This window comes from Microcystis sp. M090S1, assembly GCF_020246295.1.
In the GTDB taxonomy this organism is placed as follows: domain Bacteria; phylum Cyanobacteriota; class Cyanobacteriia; order Cyanobacteriales; family Microcystaceae; genus Microcystis; species Microcystis aeruginosa.
On sequence record NZ_JADBTF010000013.1, the window covers coordinates 1 to 21,121 of the forward strand.

A 21,121-nucleotide genomic window follows, 5' to 3' on the forward strand; every position below is an offset into this window, starting at 1 on the left:
AACATCGGATTTTAACAGGTCAAAAGCCTTATTTTAAAAGGGTTTTACCATTATTCAGCAAACCCTAACTAAAGGAGTCAAGTCTTTGACTCCTTTTTTTGTTAATTATTAGCTCTCCTGCAAACGTGAGACTAATACCAAATCCGTTGAGTATAGGCTACATATCAGGAGAGGCAAGAGGCACATGAGTAGAAAACGGGTTTCTCCGAGAAACCCGTTTTCTGTGCGTTACTCAACGGATTTAGTATTAGTATAAAGTTCGATCGAGCTTTACTTTTAACCGAATACTGAAAAAACCGCTAGTTAGAGAAATAACTAACGGCTTTTTGCTGGGGGAAATTACCCGTAATGGAATTACATAGAGGAACCTAAACCAGCGTAAGCTCCGTAGAAGAAAAGACCAAGCACAGCGATAACGCCTAAACCGGCGATGGTGGCGACTAACCACAAAGGAATACGACCTTCTGCGAACATGAATAACACCTCCTAATTGCGATGACAATGAATCGGGACTAATTAGTTAAAGAAATAGCTGGAAAATAAAATTCCCAAGACAGCAACTAGGAGTAAACCTAGGTAAAGAGAAGTACGATTTAACTCGACGGCTTGCCGATTCGGATTAGGTGTTCTTTCCATAATTGTTCTCCTAGCGTTGAATAAACTGCATTGCCGCAATCGCACCGATAAAGAAGACAGTGGGAACCGCTAAGGTATGAACTGCCAACCAGCGAACGGTGAAAATGGGGTAAGAAATGGGTTGATTGGGATTACCACTAGCCATTGTTTTTATCCTTAATTAAAGTAAACTACTGATTAAACTGCTCGATTTGATTTTTGGCCTCAAAGCGATCATTAATGATCGGTAATTCTTGACGCTCTTGAGTGTAATACTCATCGGGACGGGGAGTGCCAAAAACATCGTAAGCTAAACCGGTACTCACGAATAACCAACCTGCGATAAACAGCATGGGGATGGTGATGCTATGGATAATCCAGTAACGAATACTGGTAACGATATCGCCAAAAGGACGTTCGCCGGTACTACCTGACATGGACGGTTCTCCTCGGAATGATAGGACTTGAAAAATTCAATCTCTATAATAGAGACTTTCTTGACCCTGAGACAAGTTTTAGGCCGGTTCGCTAGGGGGATTATATTTCAGTAAAACCCCATTTTGTCCCAAGACAAAACCCTTGTCGGAATTGATAAAAACAATTCGATAGAGATTGGAGGGGACACTTTCCACAGCGCGATCTTTTTGCCAAGATTGGCCGCTGTCATGACTGACCAAGAGATTGCCGCTACCACCAGCGACCCAAATTTCTTCGGGGCTGCGGTAGTTGAGGTCCAAAAGTCCCCAACTGGTGGAAAACTCTGGGAATACCTTATCTTCCCATGTATCGAGATCATTGGGGCTAGTAAATTGTAGTTGACCACCCCGGGCCAGGGCCCACAGTTCCCCTTTTTCACCATAACCGACTTTTTGTAAGCGGCGGGAAGAAAGACGATTGTGGGGTTGCCATTCTGTTGACCCCGGTTCCCAAGTGGAATAAAAGTTCCCGCGTGCGGAAACGGCCACGTATTTACCATCATGGGAACGAACAATTGTCCGGGCCACACCCACAGCACCTTCCACTAAAGCTTGCCAAGTTTTGCCCCCGTCTTTGGTGCGGTAGATAGCGCCTAAATCCGTGACCATTTCGGCGGTTTTGTCGTTAAGGGCGATAATTCCGTAGGGGGAACCGGGTAATTTTTCACTTAAGGGAATACGGGACCAGCTGCTGCCCCCGTCTTCGCTATGGAGAAGAATTGAGGGTTTACCGACAATCCAACCCTCTTGGTCGTGGAAACTGACGGCGCTAAAGCTAACTTTTTCGTCGCCAAGGTTGAGGACTTTTTGCTGCCAGCTGTCCCCCCCATCGGTGGTTTCAAAGAGGGTAGATTTGGTTCCCACTAACCAACCGTGCTGCAGGTCGTCGGTAAAGGCGATATCGGCAAAAGTGGAGTCAGTGTCGAGGGTGAGGATTTGCCAAGGACTACTGCTCAGGGATGGCACACTACTACAGCTAAAGCAGAAAAAGGCTACAGCTAGAACTATTACGAATTGTTTCAGTTTTCTCATCAATGGTTCAGAGGTATTGGTCAAGGAATCGGGACGGATTAGGGTTTGTACCCGATTGGTTACAGGCTCATAAGAGCCGTTAGATTAAAGATAATGAGTGCTTGAGTTAGTTTAAACCATACAAACTAATAAAGAAAACAAATCCTAGCGCTAAAGCCCCGAAAATCAAAATATTTTTTTGTGCAGGAGTGAGACGGTTGACTCCAAAACCATAGCTAAGATTTTCTTGGAATCCCGAAGGAGCATCTTTAGCTCCGATGTTGATAAATTGGGAACGACGCACACCACACACGGGACAGCGCCACGTTTCTGGCAATTCCTCGAAGAGGGTTCCGGCGGGAATGTTGGTTTTACCATCTCCCTTGCTGGGGTCGTAAACGTAGCCGCAGGAGCGACATTCGTGGTTGGCAGGGGCCTGGTCGGCTAGAGTTAGTTCTGGTGGGCGATCGCTCATGACTAAGATTAAAGGAATTTTCAACACTCTGTTACAAATTATCCTTGAAAATTGACCCCTCTCACGGCCAACCCCTGACAGAATACCAAGTTTTCAAGTCTTAAAAGGATTAGCGAGGCAGCATATCGGCTTTAAAAAAAGTAAGATTAATCTATTAGGGCTTAAATGTCTATTAAAACTTTCTTAAGTTGATATTTGGGCTATTTACCCTGATTTTGGTACTCAAATTTATTCCGAGAAATTGAGAAATTTCAGGCAGGGAAGAAATTAGGGGTCTGATAGCAAATCCTGTTTAAAAGGTAGAGGAGAGTGGGGAGTGCCGGAGCTGCGGAGCAGGGGGAAACAATCCATAACTGGGTTTTTAAAGTTGGATTGGGAGTTAATCATGCTATTAAAAGCGGATTTGGTATCATATTGAATAAATTTAATCACTTTTAGCGATCGCTTTTATATTTTGGCATAAATGGGCTGCTCCCTCCCTGTTCCCCAAAACGAAAACTTCGCACCTCACTATTAAGATAACTGCTATCAACCTTATATTATAGGTATATAATCAACCTTAACTATCCCTTAAAAAGAGAGTAAAAATTGTGTTCAACCAGCTTGATTGGAATCCTGCCTACTCAATTGAAACCTTAGAACCAAATACGGTATTTTTTCTATCTGAGCGAGAATCAATCTGTTTCCAAGAGCCGCTTTATTATCGTTTGGTAAGATTAATTGATGGTCAACGTAATCTTGATGAAATTATTGATATTCTTCAGTTAGAATTTTTACAAAATCAGGAAATCAATCCCAATAATGCTAATTTCTTCGCAGTTATTGTTAATTATAGCCTGGCAATTCAAAAAGCGATTTTTCAGTTATATAAACGAGGTTTTTTGTTAGAAAAACAAGAATTATTGCCGTCTAATTTAGCAATTTTATGCCATCATCTTCAGGTTTCTCAAGCCCAAGCTTTTGAACGATTACAATCTCTCAAGGTTACGGTTAAAACCCTAGGCTTAATTCCCCAGCAAGATTTGATCAATATTTTCAATTCCTTGCAAGTTCAAGTCGCAGATGAAGGGGATTTAACCATTATTTTAACCGATAATTATCTTCATCCTGATTTAGATAGTATTAATCAACAAGCTTTAGTCTCGCAAAAGCCTTGGTTATTAGTTAATCCCCTGGGAAACCTAGCCTGGATTGGTCCCTTATTTGATACCGATAAAACTGGTTGTTGGCATTGTTTGGCTCAACGGTTACGAGATAATCGTCCCGTGGAGGAATTTATCATTAGACAGAGAGAAAATAAGATTTCTTTAATTTCTCCTTTAGGATTTTCTTCGGCGACAATACAGACGGTTTTAAATCTGACGGCTATGGAGGTTTTTAAGTGGATTATTCAAGGTAAAAATCAACGTTTAGAAGGAATGCTAATGACTTATGATACTTTAAATTTACAATTTCAAGAGCATATTTTAGTTAAACGTCCGAACTGTCCTAGTTGTGGATATTCTCTAAATAAAACACCTTTACCTGTGGTTTTGGGACATCGGAAAAAGGCTTTTACCAGTGATGGGGGACATCGTTTTTGTTCTCCTGAAGAAACCTTAAGAACCTATCAACATCATATCGGTCCTATTACGGGAATTGTGCGAGAATTAAATAAGATACAAGGGAATGCTTTAGTTCATACTTATGTAGCTAAACATCATTTTCGTAGTGTCTTTGATGATTTAGACAGTTTACGGCAAAATATTGGAGGTAGAAGTGCGGGAAAAGGCCGTACAGATAGTCAAGCAAAAGCAAGTGGATTTTGTGAAGCTATTGAGCGCTATTCGGGGGTTTTTCAAGGAAATGAAATCAAAGAAGAAGCGAGTTATCAAGAGTTAGGAGATAAAGCTATTCATCCTAACAAATGTATGAATTTTAGTGAAAAACAATATCAACATCGAGAAGAATGGAATGGGAAGAATCAAGGATGGTTTCAAAAAGTCCCTGAACCTTTTGATGAAACTAGAATCATTGATTGGACTCCTGTATGGTCTTTAACTGCTCAAGATTTTAAGTATTTACCGACGGGATATTGTTATTATGGTTATTCTCAATCTGAACCCTTAGATTGTTGGGCTGATTCTAATGGCTGCGCCGCAGGAAATACGATAGAAGAAGCGATTTTACAAGGGTTTATGGAGTTAGTGGAACGGGATTGTGTGGCTTTATGGTGGTATAATCAATTAGTTAAACCTTCCGTTAATTTAGAGAGCTTTAATGAGCCATATTTTGAGCAATTAAAGCAATATTATGAGGGGTTAAATCGGGAGCTATGGGTGTTAGATATTACCAGTGATTTGAATATCCCTTGTTTTGCCGCTATTAGTCCGAGAAAGGAGCGGGAAGTGGAGGACATTTTGTTAGGGTATGGGGCGCATTTTGACCCGAAAATTGCTATTAGTCGAGCGTTAACGGAGGTTAATCAAATCTTACCGAATGTGTTATCGTTTAAGGACGATGGGACAACGATTTATAATCCTTCTGCGGATCCTTTGGCGGTTAAATGGTGGCAAACGGCAAGGTTAAGCAATCAATCTTATTTAGTTCCAGATAGTAAAATAATACCGAAAAAAAGTCATGATTATTTACAATTAGCCAGTGATGATTTATTAGAGGATGTTAAATTGTGTCAGCGAATTGTTGAGTCAAAGGGGATGGAAATGTTAGTATTAGATCAGACTCGTCCTGATATTGGTTTAAGGGTGGCTAAAGTCATTGTCCCCGGAATGCGTCATATGTGGAAGCGTTTAGGGACAGGAAGATTGTATGATGTTCCTGTTAGCATGGGATGGTTAAAAGAAGCTTTAACGGAAGATGAATTAAATCCTTTTCCCATGTGGATGTAACGCTTGTTCATGGTCAATTGTTGATGATTTTAAGTTACTTGGTGAAGATTTCGAGTTTAACTTTTATTCCCGTTTTATCTAAAAGACTGAGTAATTTATCAACAGTAAAACGGCTAATTTCTCCATTCATTAAATCACTAATTTTCGGTTGTGTTTCCTCGAAAAAAGTGGCGGCTTCTTGCTGTGTCCATCTTTTTTCTTGGATAAAAGACCGCAAGGTTAACATCAAATCGGCTCTAATTTTTAAGTTAGTTGCTTCTTCACTGTTAAATCCTAAATCTTCAAAGATGTTATCGCTACCAAAAGTGATCTCAATAGGGTTAGATTGTGTCATGGTTATCCCTCCTGTAATTGTTGTCTAAATTGAATCATTTGTTGATAACGTTTTTGTCCCAATTCAATTTCTTTTTTCGAGGTTTTCTGTGTTTTTTTACCGAAAGCATGAAGGACATAAATTGCTTCTTTAAACCTTGCCACATAAAAGATTCTGTAGGTTTCTCCTGTCCAAATTCTAATTTCTTCTGTTCCTTGACCAATAATGGGAATGGGTTTAAAATCATTGGGTTTCTCTCCTTGTTGAATAGCTCTCAGTTGAAAACCTGCTTTACGCTTTGCGTCTTCAGGAAAATCTCTAATATCTTCCCTTGACGTCCCAATCCAGTAAATGGGTTTATCTCCCATGTTGGGGTTAATGATTAAGGTTGATACCTAATTTAGTATAATATGATCATCAGTTTGTCAATTGTTCGTTAGTTGACAAGCAAGATGATGATCATTTTAGTTTAACTGAATCTAAGTAAAGTGTATCAGGGCAAATATCTCGTTCATGAGGCCATAAGCAAAGTTATTCTGGACTTAAACGTACCTGTAGGGGCAAACCCCCTGTGGTTGACCCCGTGTTGCCCCTGTAGCGCACTAAGCAATACAAGCGCGTAAATCATTAAGAGTAATCATCAACGTCATCGGTTCAAGAGGAGACACATCAAAACCTAAAGCCAAATAAAAATTCTTAGCTTCTTCTGAAATAGCATGAACAATAATTCCCCGAATACCAATGGTATCAGCCGCTTTAACAACCCGTAGCGCACCATCACGAAATAAACCGCATCCTAAACCTTGACCTTGGGAAGAAGTATCTACTGCCAATCGTGCCAAAATTACCACTGGAATTGGGTTAGGCATATTCCGCCGAAATTTACCATTAGCTGATTGTATACTAATCGCCCCGGAAGCAAGGGCGTAATACCCAACTACCCTATTGTCAACGCAGGTAACAAAAGTTCTAGTTGCACCACTGGCTTGATTAGCATAAGCTCGACGCTTCAACCAATCATCAAGAGAAGTAATTCCGCAGGAAAAATCAGTGATTGAGTGATAACTAGCCAGAGGTTCAGGTGGTGTCAAATTCATTCCTTCTCCCAAGGTGCGAGCGTCTGCATGGTTTTGCGTAAACGTTCATTAGGTTGAGGTGGTGCATCTAGAAGTGCGATAAATTCTGCATAAGCCTCTGGACTAGCCAAAAAAATAGTACGTTCGAGCAAAGTTTCCTCCGCAGCATTCCGCGCGGCTTCCAAAATAAAATCAGTTCTATTCTTACCTTGCACTTTGGCTGCCATATCGATCAAATTGCGTTCTTCTGGCTTAATTCGCAAATTTAGGGTATTACGCGGAGTCTTACTTTTTGTTTTACTACTCATAAGATGGGTGTGTAATTCCAAACTTAATTATTTTAACATAATGTAGTGACAACGACATTACACTATGTACGATACGATACCAGGATTTTTCAGAGAGATGAGCATCATTTGATGAAAGTCTAGGCTTCAAACCTTTCCATTATAACTGATAGGTAAAAGGTATGTCACCGCAGTAACACACCTTAAATACTGTTGGGTTTCGTTGTTTCAAACTAATCGAGAAGAAGGGGCGTGCTGCTGTGCAGTGCCGTAGGCATCGCACTATTATTGAGGAATTAATTTAATTAAACTTCTTAAAGTAGCATTAACGGATTCCGAATTAGGAAAATACTTTTTAACATCAGGATCAAGAATAATTACATCATTTTGCGCTGGAAAATGTTCAACCGTTTTTGTTCCATCTTCATGATGAATAGTAGCGCTATGACTTTCCCGATACTGTTGGTAATATTTTCCGCGAACAGGATTTTTAAGTTGACTTAAATCATATTCTTCTCGCAAGTCATCTTCTAATTCATCTTGGATTTTCTCGTTCATAATATCTCCTTTCTTTGGGTGTAACTAATCTTGCACTAATTAAACGAATTTTATGATCACGATCCGTATAAGAAACAAATAGAAATTTACTTTGATCTGATAAACCTATTATAAGATAGCGATTCTCTCCTGTAGAATGGTCAGGATCATCGAAATTTACAGCTAAGGGATCATCAAATACGGTGGATGCTTCTTCAAAAGAAATGTTATGTTTTCTTTGATTTATTTTTGCTTTCTGTTTATCCTATTCAAATGCTAGTTCCAAATCATTGCCACTTTGCCAACTGAAATATCCCGCATTGTAGCATATCCTGATGGCGGAATAACAATTTTTCCAGTGCGATCGCGTCTTGCCAAAGTTTGACCAATAGAGAGATATATAAGCGATCGCACTGATAGATAAAAGGTATGTCACCGCAGTAACACACCTTAAATAGTGTTGGGTTTTGTTGTTTCAACCTAATCTAGAAGAAGGGGCGATCGCACTTAAATAAAACTCCCTGTTGATGAATCATATTGAAGTTGCTTAATAGGATTATCTTGAAATGTAACTTCTGTAAATTTTTCAGGTAGCTTTGAAATAACAGTTCCAGAGCTTAGAGGAGTTTGTAACCAAACATAGACAATATTAGATGGAGCAAAAGTTATAGGATAAGTAGAGGGAACAACTGAGGCATTTAGTGGAGACTGTGGAATATTTTGACCATTAATAGATGCTTTTTGCTGTAACCCAAAAGTTAAGGCTGGATACTGAGTATTTGGCATATTGTTATTAACTTTATAAGCTCCAGAAGGAGGAGAGTTAGAATCAGTAAAGGGTCCGTCAAATAACCCATTGGATGTGAATGAATAATAACTAGCATCAATAGCAGGATAATCAGTCTGACTAATTTTTGAGATAACAGTTCCTTTGGTTAATTCAAACTGAGATGAGCAATAAATTGAATACTCTTCATTCCAGGTAATATTATTATATGGAAATGGCTCAAAAACTAGCCAAATCAAGGAGGCAGTAAAACTTGATATTGCCATAGATTCTCCAACATTAATCTCAAAATTAACGAGTTTTGCTAACGTAATTCTTAACGTTGCCGCTTTAATAATTTTTAGATCATCAGAATTAATTGAGAGCGTTAAAGAAAAATCGACCATTAGTTAAAGAAAAATCGACCATTAACTTTTCGCTTTTTAGAAATCGTAGATAACAGGATAGTGATCTGACACAATAAAATTGTCAAGTACCGTACCAATAACTCCTGGTCCCGGATTTTTAAAAGCATAGTCTAAGTTTGTTCCGCTACCAGGATGAGTAGGAACTGGATTATGAGGACAATAAGCTGTTCCAGGAGGAACAATTTTAGGAGAGCCACTTCCAGGCAGACCCCATTGGGTTGGGTCACAATTATAATCTCCAGCCGCAAACCAAGAGCCACCTGTAAGATTTATATTAGCAAGTAGTCCAGGTCCATCATTGCCATTACCTGAAAAGGCGTGAAGACTAAAAATGTCTGCGTTTCCTGCTGGACCATACAAAAGGCGCATCCCAATGGCTGGTCTACCCCCCAGTGGATTGGGAATATAGATTAAATTCAAAGGGGGCAATACAGAGGCAACAGCTACATTATTTCGATGTCCTGTAGCATCTGTTTCAATCCAGATAATATAGACATTAAAAGGTCGGCTAGAAGTGCCAAGATTCCACAAAAGATAAGCTCCGTTCAAACCGACTGGGGGCGCAAAACCGGGCAACCAACCTGGTGCTGCTGCTGGTACAGCCGATGGTGGAGGATTGCCAGACTCTTGTAAGCAAGCTACGTTAACTCCTGCTTGCAGAAAGAGTCGTTTAACATCTGCATTCCATTTACTTTCACCGCCTCCCGTTGCTCCTTGCATATTCCAAGTGACGACACGCATAATTACTCCTAATTTACAGTTCAAAATGATTGATAGTCTATGGTCTTAGCTTTTAGATTCGGCTTCTTGCTTTTTAACTTCTATTGAGAAGCTAGAATGTATGGTTCAAGAAACTGGGTAAATTGGGACAGTAAACCAAACCTAGAAGAGAAAGAGTAGAAGTATTTATAACTTCATAGGTTTGGCAATAATTTATTACACGGCTTTTATGCCTTTTCTGGCATTAGTAAACGCCTGCTTGTTTTAATATTTTGACATCGGGATCATCAAAACTAGCTAAAGCCGCAAAACTAGCTAAAGCCGTCACATTTCCCCCAGAGGATGGAATAAAGGTTCCTGTGGCTGGATTATATACGAGGGATTTTTCAGTGACAGAGCCTCCAAACGTCACGATTGTTGCATTTCCATTTACTTGTGTAATAACAGTTCCAGATGTATAGGAGGCTTGTAGCCAAACATAAACAGTCGTTAGGGGTGTAAAAGTAGCATTTAATGCTGCGGGAACGACTGCCGCATTAAGCGGTGATGGGTTAATCCCGCTGCCATTAATAGATGCTTTTTGTTGTAAGCCAAAAGTTAAGGCTGGATACTGAGTATTTGGCATATTGTTGACAACTTTATATGACCCACTCGGAGGCGCACCTGAACCTGTAAATGGTCCTTGAAATGTTGCAGTAGAGTCAAAAGAATAATAAGCGGCATCATTAGCAGGAAAATCTGTTTCACTTAACCGCGTAATCACTGCACCATTTTGTATGACTTGGTTGGGGGAGGCATAAATGCTATATTGCTCTTCCCATTCAACTTTATTTCCTTGAAAGGGATCGAAGACTAGCCAAGTTACATTAGGACTTGATCCACCCACAGGTTTTGCTATCGTGATTTTTAGTTGTGCGGCCTTGAGAATCTTTAAGCTATCAGAATCAATCGCAAGATCAAGTGTATAGTTAGGCATGGTTTTCTCCTTATTTTGGATTTGAGTTAATTTGATTTTTTAGAAACAATTTTAGACTTCTAAGTTGAATTAATGATCAATCAACTTCCGTCTTTTGTCTCTACACCGCTAAAACACTCTCAAAAATCCATTTCTGAATTTTTTAGATTAGCCATAATGCTATAAGCAAAATGTCTTGTCTTTTGAGTTAAAAGTGATTTCTTCAATCACCTTTGATACCAGAATAAGTTTTATTTTGAGTAATGGCAATCTCTAAAATTAATACTTTTCTAATAGGTTTTTTTGAGCAGAATATTAGATTTATATTAGATTTATATTAGATTTATATTAGATTCAAAGGGTCACTTTATGGTATGACTCCCTCATCCCTGAAAGTAGAACTAATGAATTAATATGGCATCTAAAATTCTCAAAACCCTTTTAAACTCTGACTTGTAGCGGTTTTAGGGGATGAAAAGAAGGCAGCAAAAAAGCGATCGCAATCCTTGAAAACAGACAGCGATCGCCTTCTTCCTTGAATAAAGAGATGCTATGATTAGATGATGAGTATTACTGTTTAAACAAGTATCATTCTCATGGCACAATCAATTTACGAAGGAACTTGGGAAGAAATTGCCGCCTATGCTTCTGAACTAAAAGGGCGAAGAGTTAGGCTAACTGTACTTGATTCTGTATCAGACGAAGAAAAGATACCCTCTAGTAACTCCCTCGCTGAAGTCCTTAAGGGAAAAGTGGGTATCATTGAAGGGGTTTCCCCAGACCTTTCTACCCACACAGGAGAAAAATTTGCCGATTTAATGCAGGAAAAACAGCTAAAAAGAGGGGACTTGTCTTGATTTTGTGTGATGCTTCTGCGCTTATTGCCTTACTAAGTCGAAGCGACAATAACCATCAACGCTGTGTTGCTGTTTTACCCTTTTTACAACCTCCTCTGATGACCACATGGCCATGCTTTGTCGAAGGGATGTATTTACTGGGAAGGGATGTGGGTTGGCTCGGACAAAAGGCTTTATGGAGTTATTTAGAAAATCAAGATTTATCATTATAGCGGTTCTCACACCTGTGTGGCACAGTTAAACCTTTGCTAATTAAGCTTTTCAACATCGATAATGTACCTCTTGCGAACAGGAAACGCTATATATTCTTTTGAATCATCAGACATTCAAAGAATGCGTTTCTTGATGGAACAATATCGAGATGTACCAATGGATTTAGCAGATGCTTCCTTAGTAGCGGCAGCAGAAGCTCTTAATCAAAGGCTGATTTTTACTTTAGATACAGATTTCTATATCTACCGATTTCAAGGCAAGCTATCTTTTGAAGTTATTCCTTAACCTAAAATTAATAAAGAGGTTTGTTGATTGGGTTATCTGGCTCATCCTGAGAATATCCATGGATTAAGATATTCGTATTGAGAAAAATCCTATCGGACATTAGCATCTTCTACACAAATATACTTACCTTCCCACTCAGAGGAATATTCAGGGGGAATGACAACTGTACCATGATGGAGAATCGTCTTAAATTCAATTGCTTCCATTCGTTAAGCTTTATAAAGTGTCATATCAAGTTTAACCCAATCAATTGATTGGTAGCGTTTTCAGAGAATGAAAAGAAAGCATAAAAAAGCGATCGCAATTCTTGAAAACAGACAGCGATCGCCTTCTTCCTTGAATAAAGAGATGCTATTATTGGATGATGAGTATAACCTTCCAATTAGTTCTGGCTTTACTTTCCCGTGGGCAAGTCAAAATATCAGCCCATGGCTACGATGAACTAGCAAATGACGGTATTCTGGTAAGGGATGTGATAACGGGTATTAGAGAAGCTGTCATTCTCGAAGATTACCCGGAATATCCTAAAGGGCGTTGTGTGCTAGTCTTACAGAAAGATAGTCAGGGTAAACCCGTTCATGTGGTTTGGGGTATAGCCAAGAATACCGAATCGCCTGCTGTTCTAGTCACTGCCTATAGACCTGATCCAGCACGTTGGTCAAGTGATTTTACAAGGAGAAAACTATGACAAAAAAGCCTCACATTAAACTCATCCACATTGGAGAGTACATGGCTGAAGTGGAAGTCGAACTGATTGAGACTCCCGAAGGATGGTCGCCCTATTTATCATTAGAAGACGCTCAAAAATTAGATGATGTCCGGGAAGCCCTTCGTCAAGGTGATCTACAAAAAGCTTCTAATTTAGCACATCTTTACAAAATTACCCCTCTTACCGTTTAACTAAACTTTGACAAGAAAAAATTAAAAAGCGATCGCAATCCTTGAAAACAGACAGCGATCGCCTAACTTTTAACTATCACAAGCAACATTATTGGAGGGCTGATAATTCTTCCCGAAGAATACGGCGTAAATCGGACTGAGTGAGCGATCGCTCAGAAGGAGATTGGATATATTGTTTTAAAGCCTCATTAATTAGGGTTTGATAACCCATTCCTGCGGTTTCAGCCTGTTCTCGAAAATAAGCTAGAATCTCATCATCTAGATAAATGGTAATGCGTGTTTTTCCCTGAGAGGAAATGAGCGCCCCTCGTTTTCCTTTAGAAAAATCATATTCCTTTCTCATAAGTTTTTCTCTCTTGTTTTGTAGCACGACGAGCAGAAATCAAGCGAATGACTTCACCCCGCAAAGTATCACACGGATCGCCTTACCTTCCCACTTAGAGGAATATTCAGGGGGAATGACAACTGTGCCATGATGAAGAATCATTTTAAATTCAATCGCTTCCATTCGTTAAGTTTAATAAAGTGTTGTATCAAGTTTAACCCAATCAATCCATGGAGTTTTAGGGGATGAAAAAAAAGCAGCAAAAAAGGGATCGCTTTTTCCCAATCAAATATAATTTAGGTAGAAAATTGCCGAAAAATCGCTATGCTCAACGGGTACAAAATTATTGATGCTGATTCCCATGTCATTGAACCCCCCGCAATGTGGGGACAATACCTAGAACCTAAATTTAGGGAATTTGCCCCTTCTGCTGACATGAAAATCAAAGGAGAACCGATTAGTCAAAAAATCTCCCCACAAGTCCAAGCAGAAGGGAATAAGCAGATGATGCAAGCTCATCCCCACGCTTATCTCAATCGCTATAACCCAGAGTCCCATGTTCAATCTATGACACAAATGGGCATAGATGTGGCTTTTATTTATCCTACCTATGGACTGTGGTTATTTGCCATTGATAGCCTACCTGCTGAAGTGATGGGGGCTTTTGTCCGTGCCTACAATACATGGTTATATGAAGAATATTGTAGCTATGACCCGGCTAGACTGAAAGGAGTGGCTGCAGTCAATCAACATGATCCCGAAGATATGGTCAAAGAGCTACACCGCATGGCAAACTTGGGCTGGAAGGCGGTTTTTTTGCGCCCTAACCCCGTTAAAGGCAGAATTTTGAGCGATCCAGCCTATGAACCCTTTTGGACGGCCTGCGAGGATTTGGACATGGCTGTAGGAATTCATGAAGGCACTCATAGCCGCTTACCCACCACGGGTGCAGAGCGGTTTAATAGTCGGTTTGCGCTTCATGCTTGTTCTCACCCGATGGAACAAATGATGGCACTGTTAGCCTTAATTGAAGGGGGGGTGTTAGAACGTCATCGGAGGCTGAGGGTGGCGTTTCTAGAGTCCGGGTGTGGTTGGCTTCCCTATTGGTTATGGAAGCTTGACGAAGAATACAAAAATTTACATTGGGAAGTCCAAGATCGGGTAAAATTATTACCATCGGAGTATTTCCGCCGTCAATGTTACATTGCAGGGGAACCCTCTGAACCTTGTTTGGCTCAGGTCATTGATTTTATCGGTTCTGATAACTTAATCTTCGGGTCTGATTATCCTCACATGGATCATCAGGCTGATGGGGTAAAAAAAGTTATAGGACTTGAAGACAACTTATCTCAGGAGATAGTTAAAAAAATCGTTTGGGAAAATCCTCAACGATTTTATGGTTTAGCATCTTAAAGAAATTTTTTTACGGAGTTTAGCCATCATTTAGCGTCTCTATTGTTTCAACAAATCTTCAAATCAAAGGAGTTTCTGCTCATGATTACATCTCAAAGTCTCAAGCAATTACACAGCTTCGTTGTTAGTACCGATACCAATAAAGCTTCCTGTGCCTCAGATTCAGATGGGGTAAAGACTACAAAGAACTATTATAATCGAATTGTAAAACAGTGCAAAAAATTGTCTCAACTCGTAGCTATTTCTTGGCTAGAACATGAAAATTCCAAACAAATACGGCGGATATTTCTCGACTTTAAGAACAATGATTTTCAACGCCAAAGTCCGACCTATATAGACATGGTAGATTTACTAACAGGAAAAAAAGGAGATTTGTTAGAATCTTGGTTTCCCGATAATAGTTTTGGAGCAATTTTTGATCAGGAAGAAATCGACTATTTTCTCATCCAGGTCAAATGGGATACCTTTGAAGGAAGTCTCCAAGAAATTCCTCAACCTTCTCTAGAACAAAAAGGGCCTTTCTTTATTATGACATTGCCCTATCCTCCCAAACCCAGTGACGAGAATGTTAATTTAGATGATGTCCCGCGTGCATGGTTAACAAGCAAGGTAGATGTGAACAACCCACAGGAAACAGCTAGCGATCCCTTTCCACCGGTTCCTTATCTTCCAACAACTTGTACCTAATTAAATACCCATCACAAGACCTAGCCTAGCCATAGAATAAGTGTTAAACTTTAAACATGGGCTTATCCTATGGCTTAATGGGTTAAAATATTATGGTGACTAACTATCGGATCCTTGAGAAAATATATGAAAGTAACAAAACGTTAGTTTATCGAGGAACTACACAGCCAGATAATCAACCTACTATTCTGAAAATTCTTAAAGAAAATTATCCAAGTGTTTCAGAGCTTACACGCTACAAACAGGAATATGAAATTACTTCCTCTTTAAAGGTAGATAATACCATTAAGTCCTATGATTTACAAAGACATGAGAATAGTTTAGTCATGTTTTTGGAAGATTTTGGTGGGCAATCTTTAGATTTATTATTATCTCAATGTCAATTAAGTCCAGAAGAATTTTTAATCATTGCCATTCAGATAATACAGGGATTAGCGGCGATTCATAACGCTAATATTATTCACAAAGATATTAATCCATCTAACATTGTTTATAATCGGCAAACTCAAAAACTTAAAATTATTGATTTTGGAATTGCTACTCATTTATCTCAAGAAATTCAAACCTTTTGTTCTCCCTATCAATTAGAAGGAACATTAGCTTATATTGCCCCAGAACAAACTGGAAGAATGAATAGAAAACTCGATTATCGTAGTGATTTTTATAGTCTGGGGGTAACTTTTTATGAACTTTTAACTAATAAACGTCCATTTGAAACAACTGATCCGATGGAGTTAGTTCATTGTCATATCGCACAACATCCCTTACCCCCTCATGAAATCACCTCAGATATTCCCGTAGCAATTTCTAATCTAGTTATCAAATTATTAGCGAAAACGCCAGAAGAAAGATATCAAAGTGCTTGGGGAATCAAAGCAGATTTAGAAACCTGCTTGAACCAGTTACAGTCTCAAGGACAAATATTGCCCTTTTCTCTCGGAAAACTGGATATTTTTGAAAAGTTTCAGATTCCCCAAAAACTTTATGGTCGAGAACAAGAAATTACTCAACTGTTGACAACATTTGAGCGAGTTATTCAGGGAACAAAAGAAATAATTATCATTTCTGGTTATTCAGGCATTGGCAAGACTGCTTTAGTCAATGAAATTCACAAACCGATTACAGAACAAAAAGGCCAGTTTATTCGGGGTAAATTTGAGCAATTACAGGGAGACATCCCTTATTCAGCTATTGCTAAAGCTTTTCATAACTTAATATCTACAATTTTAAGTGAGCCAGAAGTTATCCTACAAAACTGGAAAACAAAATTGTTAGAAGCCTTAGATGGTAATGGAAAAATTATTATTGATATAATCCCCGAAGTAGAAAAAATTATTGGGCAACAGCATCCCGTTGAAATACTTAGTAAAACTGAAAATCAAAATCGATTTCATAGAGTCTTTAAAAGATTTATGAATGTCTTTTTAACAAAAGAGCATCCATTAGTTATTTTTATTGATGATTTACAGTGGGCAGATTTACCTTCTTTGAATTTAATTGATCAATTAATTTCAGAGCCAGATATTCAATATTGTCTCTTAATAGGGGCTTATCGAGATAATGAAGTCAGTTCAACTCATCCACTAAGACGGACTTTAGAAAAAATTCAGCAAGCAAAAGTCACAATTAACCAAATTATCCTTAAACCCCTAAAAATAAATCATGTTAATCAATTAATTGCTGATACCCTGATTTGTTCAACAGAATTGACAAAACCCTTAGCTCAATTAGTTTTCAAAAAAACAAACGGAAATCCTTTTTTCCTAAGTCAACTTCTCTATTCTTTATACCAAGAAAAGTTATTAAGACTTAACATCGGTCAATCTTTTTTAAACTCAGAAGATAATCCCCAAGGTTATTGGCAATGGGATATTAAACAAATTGAAAGGGTCTCCCTCACCGATAATGTCATTGAATTGATGGTCAATAAAATCAAAAAAATAGATGATAAAACTCAACAGGTTATCAAATTAGCTGCTTGTATTGGCCATGAATTTAACTTAAAAATTCTGGCTCTGCTCAACCAGAAATCTCAAATTATCACGGCTAGAGAATTACAGTCTGCTCTTGATATGGGTTTGATTATTCCCCTAGACAATAACTATAAAGTTCCTTTGCTGTTAGATTTAGAAGAATTATCAAACAACCGTGCTGAAAATTCTTTATCTGTCTGTTATAAATTTTTACATGATCGAGTACAACAAGCTTCTTATTCTCTTATATCAGAGGAAGAAAAAAGAGAAGTTCATCTAGAGATTGGCCGTCTCCTCCTCAAAGATATTCAAGAAGATGATTTACACAATCACCTTTTTGATATTGTTAATCACTTTAATAAGGGAGCTACTTTAATCACTAAACAATCAGAAAAAAATGAGTTAGCTAAATTAAATCTTCAAGCAGCAAAAAAAGCAAAAGCTTCAACTGCTTATGGAGTTGCATTAATATTTTTAGAAGAAAGTTTAGCATTGTTAGGTAATAATAGCTGGACAAATCAATATCAGTTAACGTTAGAAATTCAGATAGAGTTGTTAGAAACTCTCTACCAGAATACACAGTGGGAGCGCATGAAAGAGCTATCTACAGATATTTTAGAAAAAGTGACTAACATTCTTGATAGAGTCAAAATTTATGAACTAGAAATCTTGTCCTATTACGCTCAATTTCGGCCAGATATAGCTATTAAGGTCGCACTTATTGCTTTAGAACAATTGGGAATCAATATTAACCAAAATCAAGAAGGTGTCACTGAGAGAAAAATCAAAAATAAAATTAAGCAACAAACCAAATCCTTGAAATTACTATTAAAAGATAAAAAAGTTGAAGACTTAGTTGACTTACCAAAAATGACCGATCCTTATAAGCTTGCCGCTATTTCAGTAATGCAAAAGGTTACAACTGCTTTAGCGACAACAAATTTTGCATTATTTGTTGAAATTGTATTAATTCAGCTTAATTTTTGCCTTAATTATAACAATCCTCCTCAGGCCGCCGCTACTTATAGTCTCTATGGAGTGCTTTTATGTGGAATTGTAGAAGACTTTGATTTTGGTTATCAGTTTGGACAACTATCTATGGCACTCTTAGAACAAGATAATATTAATAGGATAGAGCCTTTTATTATTCATGAGTATTATGGTTTTATCATGTATTGGAAAGAGCATATTAATCAAAAAATAATCTTAGAACAGTTACTGAATAGTTTACAAAAACTTATCAATGTGGGGCATAATGAATACGTTTCTTATCTGGCTTTAGATTATTGCTTAATCAAATTTTTCGGAGGATGTAATTTAGAAGAGTTAGATCAAGATTATTACAAATGTAGCCAATTAATTCAATCTCTTAACCTTGATTATTCTCGTAATTATACAGAAATATGCAGCAATATAGTTGTTAATTTAATTTGTATTGATCAACCTAAATATATTCTTTTAATTGGTAAATCCCAAGATCAAGAAGCACAGTATATAGAAGATTTTACCAAAAATAATCATCAATGGTTGTTGTTTATTCACTATTTTGGCAAAATGTTTATTAATTATTTTTTAAAAAATTGGTTCAATGCTTTAAATAATAGTCATTATGCAGATAAATATGTGATCGCAATTGTTGGACATATCTGGAAACCACACCATACTTTTTTCTTCTCCCTTTCTCATCTTGCCTATTATCCTAGTTGTAATAGAGAGCAACAAAAAGAATTATTAAAACAAATTAATAGAAATTTAAACCACCTGAAGAATTATGCTAGTCACTGTCCTGAAAACTTTCAACATAAACATGATTTAGTCGAAGCAGAAAAAGCGAGAGTCTTAGGTCAAAATTGGGAAGCTCAAGAATTTTATGAAAAAGCAATTCAAGGAGCAAAAAAATATGAATTTATTCATGAAGAGGCTTTAGCTTATGAACGTGCCTCTGAATTTTATTTTACTTTAGGTAGAGAAGAAATCGGTAAATTATATCTCAGAAATGCTTATCATTGTTACATTCGTTGGGGTGCAAAGGCCAAAGTTAAACAATTAGAAGAAGAATACCCTCAATATTTATTAGGCATCAGCAATCAAAACAAATCTAAAGGACTGAGTACCACCATTTCAACTACTGGTAATGATGGAGCAGTTCTTGATTTAACCACTATTCTTAAAGCCTCGCAAGCAATTTCTGGAGAAATTAAACTGGAAAATCTCCTAACAAATTTAATGAAAATTGTCATTGAAAATGCAGGAGCTCAGAAAGGTTGTCTGATTTTAGAACAGGAAGGAAATTGGGTCATTGAAGCTCAAGGAACAATTGCTCAAGAAACGGTTAATATCTTACAGCCAATTCCCATAGAATCTATCGACCATGACACTTCAATTCCCATTCTACCCACTAGCATTATTAATTATGTCGCTCGTACAAAAGAAACTATCGTTTTAAATGATGCCACTTCATCAGGTCAATTTACCAATGATTATTATATTGTGGCTAAAAAAACTAAATCCATTCTTTGTACTCCTTTACTCAATCAAGGTCAATTAAAAGGAATTGTTTATTTAGAAAATAATTTAACAACAGGCGCATTTACCTCAGAAAGGGTTGAACTATTAAATATTCTAGCAGCTCAAGCCGCTATCTCTATTGATAACTCCAGACTCTATCAAACCTTAGAACAAAGAGTAGAAGAACGGACAAAAGAACTCACAAACACTTTAGAGGTACTGAAAGCAACTCAAGCAGAACTTATCTTTGAAAATGACCTGCTTAAAAGTGCTGAACAACCTCCCAAATTTGTCTATCAAGTGGGGGGCAGTTTACCGATGGATGCACCGAATTATGTGGTTCGACAAGCTGATCGCAATCTTTATAAAGCTCTCAGACAAGGTCTATTTTGCTATGTTTTAAATGCACGTCAAATGGGAAAATCTAGCTTAATGGTGCGGATGATGAGCCAATTACAAAAGGAGGGAATTAGATGTGCAGTAATTGACTTAACTCGGCTAGGAACAGACAATATTACCCCCGAACAATGGTATAAAGGATTAGCCGTTGATCTGCTCCGCAGTTTTGGATTAATCAAACAATTGAAAACTTTTAAAGCTTGGTGGAATGAACAATTAGACCTGCCTCCTGTACAACGATTAGGACAATTTATGGAAGAGTTTCTTCTAGTTAATGACGATTTTAATCAGCGGCAATCTGGAAAATCGACTGTTATATTTATTGATGAAATTGATAGCATTTTAGGGTTAAAATTTGATGTCTCTGACTTTTTTGCTTTAATTCGTTCTTTTTATAACCAGAGAGCGATTCAACCTCAATTTCAAGAGCTAACTTTTGCCTTTTTTGGTGCTACCACACCTTCAGCTTTAATTACTGACCCCCAGAAAACACCTTTTAATATTGGTAACGCTATTGAATTAGCAAGTTTTAAAGAACACGAAGCTCAACCTTTATTATATGGGTTAACAGAAAAAGTCAGTAATCTTCAGACAATGCTCAAACAAGTCTTAAGCTGGACGGGAGGGCAACCTTTCTTAACTCAAAAACTCTGTCAACTGATGCGGGATAGTGAGCAACCAATCCCCTCTAATCAAGAAGAACAATGGTTAGCTCAGTTAGTAGCAGAAAAAATTATTCAAGATTGGGAGATGCAGGATCAACCCGAACATTTAAAAACTATTCAAGATCGCCTTCTTCAAAGTCCAAACCGAACCCAATTATTAACCTTGTATCGACAAATTCTGCATCAAGAAGCAATACAGATTGATAACAATCCCTATTTACCTGAGTTATTTTTATCTGGATTAGTGGTAAAACGCCATGGTAAAATAGACGTTCATAATCGGATTTATCAGACGATATTTAATACTGATTGGCTTGAGCGATCGCTATCTTAATATCATGGTTCAAAC

At 37.8% G+C, this 21,121-nt stretch carries 25 protein-coding genes; 9 read left to right on the forward strand and 16 right to left on the reverse strand.

Annotation, left to right across the window (positions count from 1 at the left end):
• Positions 1 to 354 precede the first annotated feature (354 nt).
• From IM477_RS00505 to IM477_RS00530, 6 genes are all read right to left on the reverse strand, one after another.
• Positions 355 to 474, reverse strand: a complete 120-nt coding sequence (locus IM477_RS00505) for a photosystem II reaction center protein J (protein WP_002736108.1) — start codon at positions 472 to 474, stop codon at positions 355 to 357.
• 42 nt (positions 475 to 516) lie between these two features.
• Positions 517 to 636 (reverse strand): photosystem II reaction center protein PsbL, encoded by a 120-nt coding sequence (gene psbL, locus IM477_RS00510; RefSeq protein WP_002735805.1) that lies wholly within the window; start codon positions 634 to 636, stop codon positions 517 to 519.
• 10 nt (positions 637 to 646) lie between these two features.
• Positions 647 to 781: a cytochrome b559 subunit beta gene (gene psbF, locus IM477_RS00515; RefSeq protein WP_002736175.1), complete on the reverse strand. Its 135-nt coding sequence runs from the start codon at positions 779 to 781 to the stop codon at positions 647 to 649.
• 25 nt (positions 782 to 806) lie between these two features.
• Positions 807 to 1,052, reverse strand: a complete 246-nt coding sequence (gene psbE, locus IM477_RS00520) for a cytochrome b559 subunit alpha (RefSeq protein ID WP_002749269.1) — start codon at positions 1,050 to 1,052, stop codon at positions 807 to 809.
• Positions 1,053 to 1,130: 78 nt separating this feature from the next.
• Positions 1,131 to 2,123, reverse strand: a complete 993-nt coding sequence (locus tag IM477_RS00525) for a photosynthesis system II assembly factor Ycf48 (RefSeq protein ID WP_287730037.1) — start codon at positions 2,121 to 2,123, stop codon at positions 1,131 to 1,133.
• A 106-nt stretch (positions 2,124 to 2,229) separates the two neighbouring features.
• A complete protein-coding gene (locus tag IM477_RS00530; protein ID WP_287660709.1) occupies positions 2,230 to 2,577 on the reverse strand; it encodes a rubredoxin in 348 nt (115 codons plus the stop codon).
• 590 nt (positions 2,578 to 3,167) lie between these two features.
• Here IM477_RS00530 and IM477_RS00535 point away from each other — a divergent pair.
• On the forward strand, positions 3,168 to 5,465 hold the full coding sequence (locus IM477_RS00535; RefSeq protein WP_287730040.1) for a TOMM precursor leader peptide-binding protein: 2,298 nt from the start codon (positions 3,168 to 3,170) through the stop codon (positions 5,463 to 5,465).
• 34 nt (positions 5,466 to 5,499) lie between these two features.
• Here the strand turns inward: IM477_RS00535 and IM477_RS00540 are convergent, their stop codons facing one another.
• The 9 genes from IM477_RS00540 to IM477_RS00580 form a co-directional block, all read right to left on the reverse strand.
• Positions 5,500 to 5,799 (reverse strand): helix-turn-helix domain-containing protein, encoded by a 300-nt coding sequence (locus IM477_RS00540; RefSeq protein ID WP_004163939.1) that lies wholly within the window; start codon positions 5,797 to 5,799, stop codon positions 5,500 to 5,502.
• Positions 5,800 to 5,801: 2 nt separating this feature from the next.
• Entirely contained in the window at positions 5,802 to 6,146 is a 345-nt protein-coding gene (locus IM477_RS00545) for a type II toxin-antitoxin system RelE/ParE family toxin (RefSeq protein ID WP_004163940.1), read from the reverse strand.
• Between the two features lie 234 nt (positions 6,147 to 6,380).
• Positions 6,381 to 6,875 carry a GNAT family N-acetyltransferase gene (locus IM477_RS00550; protein WP_052276780.1) on the reverse strand — a complete coding sequence of 165 codons (495 nt, stop codon included), beginning with the start codon at positions 6,873 to 6,875 and terminating at the stop codon, positions 6,381 to 6,383.
• Positions 6,872 to 7,162 carry a type II toxin-antitoxin system TacA family antitoxin gene (locus IM477_RS00555; RefSeq protein WP_002799472.1) on the reverse strand — a complete coding sequence of 97 codons (291 nt, stop codon included), beginning with the start codon at positions 7,160 to 7,162 and terminating at the stop codon, positions 6,872 to 6,874. The genes IM477_RS00550 and IM477_RS00555 overlap by 4 nt, the downstream gene beginning before the upstream one ends.
• 264 nt (positions 7,163 to 7,426) lie before the next feature.
• Positions 7,427 to 7,699, reverse strand: coding sequence for a hypothetical protein (locus tag IM477_RS00560; protein ID WP_287730043.1), 273 nt, complete (start codon positions 7,697 to 7,699; stop codon positions 7,427 to 7,429).
• Positions 7,677 to 7,925 (reverse strand): BrnT family toxin, encoded by a 249-nt coding sequence (locus IM477_RS00565; protein ID WP_190359921.1) that lies wholly within the window; start codon positions 7,923 to 7,925, stop codon positions 7,677 to 7,679. Before IM477_RS00565 ends, IM477_RS00560 begins: the two co-directional genes overlap by 23 nt.
• A 260-nt stretch (positions 7,926 to 8,185) precedes the next feature.
• Positions 8,186 to 8,851 (reverse strand): hypothetical protein, encoded by a 666-nt coding sequence (locus IM477_RS00570; RefSeq protein ID WP_004267886.1) that lies wholly within the window; start codon positions 8,849 to 8,851, stop codon positions 8,186 to 8,188.
• Positions 8,852 to 8,887: 36 nt separating this feature from the next.
• Positions 8,888 to 9,613 carry an endonuclease/exonuclease/phosphatase family protein gene (locus IM477_RS00575; RefSeq protein ID WP_149986003.1) on the reverse strand — a complete coding sequence of 242 codons (726 nt, stop codon included), beginning with the start codon at positions 9,611 to 9,613 and terminating at the stop codon, positions 8,888 to 8,890.
• A 223-nt stretch (positions 9,614 to 9,836) separates the two neighbouring features.
• Positions 9,837 to 10,568, reverse strand: a complete 732-nt coding sequence (locus IM477_RS00580) for a hypothetical protein (protein WP_149986002.1) — start codon at positions 10,566 to 10,568, stop codon at positions 9,837 to 9,839.
• A 575-nt stretch (positions 10,569 to 11,143) separates the two neighbouring features.
• On the opposite strand from IM477_RS00580, the gene IM477_RS00585 reads away from it, so the two are divergent.
• From IM477_RS00585 to IM477_RS00605, 5 genes are all read left to right on the forward strand, one after another.
• Positions 11,144 to 11,404, forward strand: coding sequence for a hypothetical protein (locus IM477_RS00585; RefSeq protein ID WP_002766683.1), 261 nt, complete (start codon positions 11,144 to 11,146; stop codon positions 11,402 to 11,404).
• On the forward strand, positions 11,401 to 11,616 hold the full coding sequence (locus IM477_RS00590; protein ID WP_287730048.1) for a type II toxin-antitoxin system VapC family toxin: 216 nt from the start codon (positions 11,401 to 11,403) through the stop codon (positions 11,614 to 11,616). Before IM477_RS00585 ends, IM477_RS00590 begins: the two co-directional genes overlap by 4 nt.
• 70 nt (positions 11,617 to 11,686) lie before the next feature.
• Complete coding sequence (locus tag IM477_RS00595) at positions 11,687 to 11,902, forward strand: PIN domain-containing protein (protein ID WP_287730049.1); 216 nt, start codon at positions 11,687 to 11,689, stop codon at positions 11,900 to 11,902.
• A 361-nt stretch (positions 11,903 to 12,263) separates the two neighbouring features.
• Positions 12,264 to 12,590, forward strand: a complete 327-nt coding sequence (locus IM477_RS00600; protein WP_002766689.1) for a DUF4258 domain-containing protein — start codon at positions 12,264 to 12,266, stop codon at positions 12,588 to 12,590.
• Complete coding sequence (locus IM477_RS00605; protein WP_002757627.1) at positions 12,587 to 12,802, forward strand: hypothetical protein; 216 nt, start codon at positions 12,587 to 12,589, stop codon at positions 12,800 to 12,802. The genes IM477_RS00600 and IM477_RS00605 overlap by 4 nt, the downstream gene beginning before the upstream one ends.
• 88 nt (positions 12,803 to 12,890) lie before the next feature.
• On the opposite strand, the gene IM477_RS00610 is transcribed toward IM477_RS00605, so the two are convergent.
• Positions 12,891 to 13,145, reverse strand: a complete 255-nt coding sequence (locus tag IM477_RS00610) for a BrnA antitoxin family protein (RefSeq protein WP_002738362.1) — start codon at positions 13,143 to 13,145, stop codon at positions 12,891 to 12,893.
• 306 nt (positions 13,146 to 13,451) lie between these two features.
• Here IM477_RS00610 and IM477_RS00615 point away from each other — a divergent pair, with 306 nt between their 5' ends.
• The 3 genes from IM477_RS00615 (at position 13,452) to IM477_RS00625 (ending at position 21,106) form a co-directional block, all read left to right on the forward strand.
• Positions 13,452 to 14,540, forward strand: a complete 1,089-nt coding sequence (locus tag IM477_RS00615; RefSeq protein ID WP_287730050.1) for an amidohydrolase family protein — start codon at positions 13,452 to 13,454, stop codon at positions 14,538 to 14,540.
• A gap of 81 nt (positions 14,541 to 14,621) precedes the next feature.
• Positions 14,622 to 15,227 carry a hypothetical protein gene (locus IM477_RS00620; protein WP_287730051.1) on the forward strand — a complete coding sequence of 202 codons (606 nt, stop codon included), beginning with the start codon at positions 14,622 to 14,624 and terminating at the stop codon, positions 15,225 to 15,227.
• Positions 15,228 to 15,319: 92 nt separating this feature from the next.
• On the forward strand, positions 15,320 to 21,106 hold the full coding sequence (locus tag IM477_RS00625; protein WP_287730053.1) for an AAA family ATPase: 5,787 nt from the start codon (positions 15,320 to 15,322) through the stop codon (positions 21,104 to 21,106).
• Positions 21,107 to 21,121 lie beyond the last annotated feature (15 nt).

What these genes read in the sequence shown, in the direction of transcription:
- IM477_RS00615 (WP_287730050.1), top strand. Translation starts at nt 13,452, where the DNA reads ATGCTCAACGGGTACAAAATTATTGATGCTGATTCCCATGTCATTGAA.
- IM477_RS00600 (WP_002766689.1), top strand. Translation starts at nt 12,264, where the DNA reads ATGATGAGTATAACCTTCCAATTAGTTCTGGCTTTACTTTCCCGTGGG.
- IM477_RS00620 (WP_287730051.1), top strand. Translation starts at nt 14,622, where the DNA reads ATGATTACATCTCAAAGTCTCAAGCAATTACACAGCTTCGTTGTTAGT.
- IM477_RS00625 (WP_287730053.1), top strand. Translation starts at nt 15,320, where the DNA reads ATGGTGACTAACTATCGGATCCTTGAGAAAATATATGAAAGTAACAAA.
- IM477_RS00580 (WP_149986002.1), bottom strand. Translation starts at nt 10,568, where the DNA reads ATGCCTAACTATACACTTGATCTTGCGATTGATTCTGATAGCTTAAAG.
- IM477_RS00610 (WP_002738362.1), bottom strand. Translation starts at nt 13,145, where the DNA reads ATGAGAAAGGAATATGATTTTTCTAAAGGAAAACGAGGGGCGCTCATT.
- IM477_RS00550 (WP_052276780.1), bottom strand. Translation starts at nt 6,875, where the DNA reads ATGAATTTGACACCACCTGAACCTCTGGCTAGTTATCACTCAATCACT.
- IM477_RS00555 (WP_002799472.1), bottom strand. Translation starts at nt 7,162, where the DNA reads ATGAGTAGTAAAACAAAAAGTAAGACTCCGCGTAATACCCTAAATTTG.
- psbF (WP_002736175.1), bottom strand. Translation starts at nt 781, where the DNA reads ATGGCTAGTGGTAATCCCAATCAACCCATTTCTTACCCCATTTTCACC.
- IM477_RS00605 (WP_002757627.1), top strand. Translation starts at nt 12,587, where the DNA reads ATGACAAAAAAGCCTCACATTAAACTCATCCACATTGGAGAGTACATG.
- IM477_RS00575 (WP_149986003.1), bottom strand. Translation starts at nt 9,613, where the DNA reads ATGCGTGTCGTCACTTGGAATATGCAAGGAGCAACGGGAGGCGGTGAA.
- IM477_RS00505 (WP_002736108.1), bottom strand. Translation starts at nt 474, where the DNA reads ATGTTCGCAGAAGGTCGTATTCCTTTGTGGTTAGTCGCCACCATCGCC.
- IM477_RS00585 (WP_002766683.1), top strand. Translation starts at nt 11,144, where the DNA reads ATGGCACAATCAATTTACGAAGGAACTTGGGAAGAAATTGCCGCCTAT.
- psbL (WP_002735805.1), bottom strand. Translation starts at nt 636, where the DNA reads ATGGAAAGAACACCTAATCCGAATCGGCAAGCCGTCGAGTTAAATCGT.
- psbE (WP_002749269.1), bottom strand. Translation starts at nt 1,052, where the DNA reads ATGTCAGGTAGTACCGGCGAACGTCCTTTTGGCGATATCGTTACCAGT.
- IM477_RS00530 (WP_287660709.1), bottom strand. Translation starts at nt 2,577, where the DNA reads ATGAGCGATCGCCCACCAGAACTAACTCTAGCCGACCAGGCCCCTGCC.
- IM477_RS00570 (WP_004267886.1), bottom strand. Translation starts at nt 8,851, where the DNA reads ATGGTCGATTTTTCTTTAACGCTCTCAATTAATTCTGATGATCTAAAA.
- IM477_RS00560 (WP_287730043.1), bottom strand. Translation starts at nt 7,699, where the DNA reads ATGAACGAGAAAATCCAAGATGAATTAGAAGATGACTTGCGAGAAGAA.
- IM477_RS00540 (WP_004163939.1), bottom strand. Translation starts at nt 5,799, where the DNA reads ATGACACAATCTAACCCTATTGAGATCACTTTTGGTAGCGATAACATC.
- IM477_RS00545 (WP_004163940.1), bottom strand. Translation starts at nt 6,146, where the DNA reads ATGGGAGATAAACCCATTTACTGGATTGGGACGTCAAGGGAAGATATT.
- IM477_RS00525 (WP_287730037.1), bottom strand. Translation starts at nt 2,123, where the DNA reads ATGAGAAAACTGAAACAATTCGTAATAGTTCTAGCTGTAGCCTTTTTC.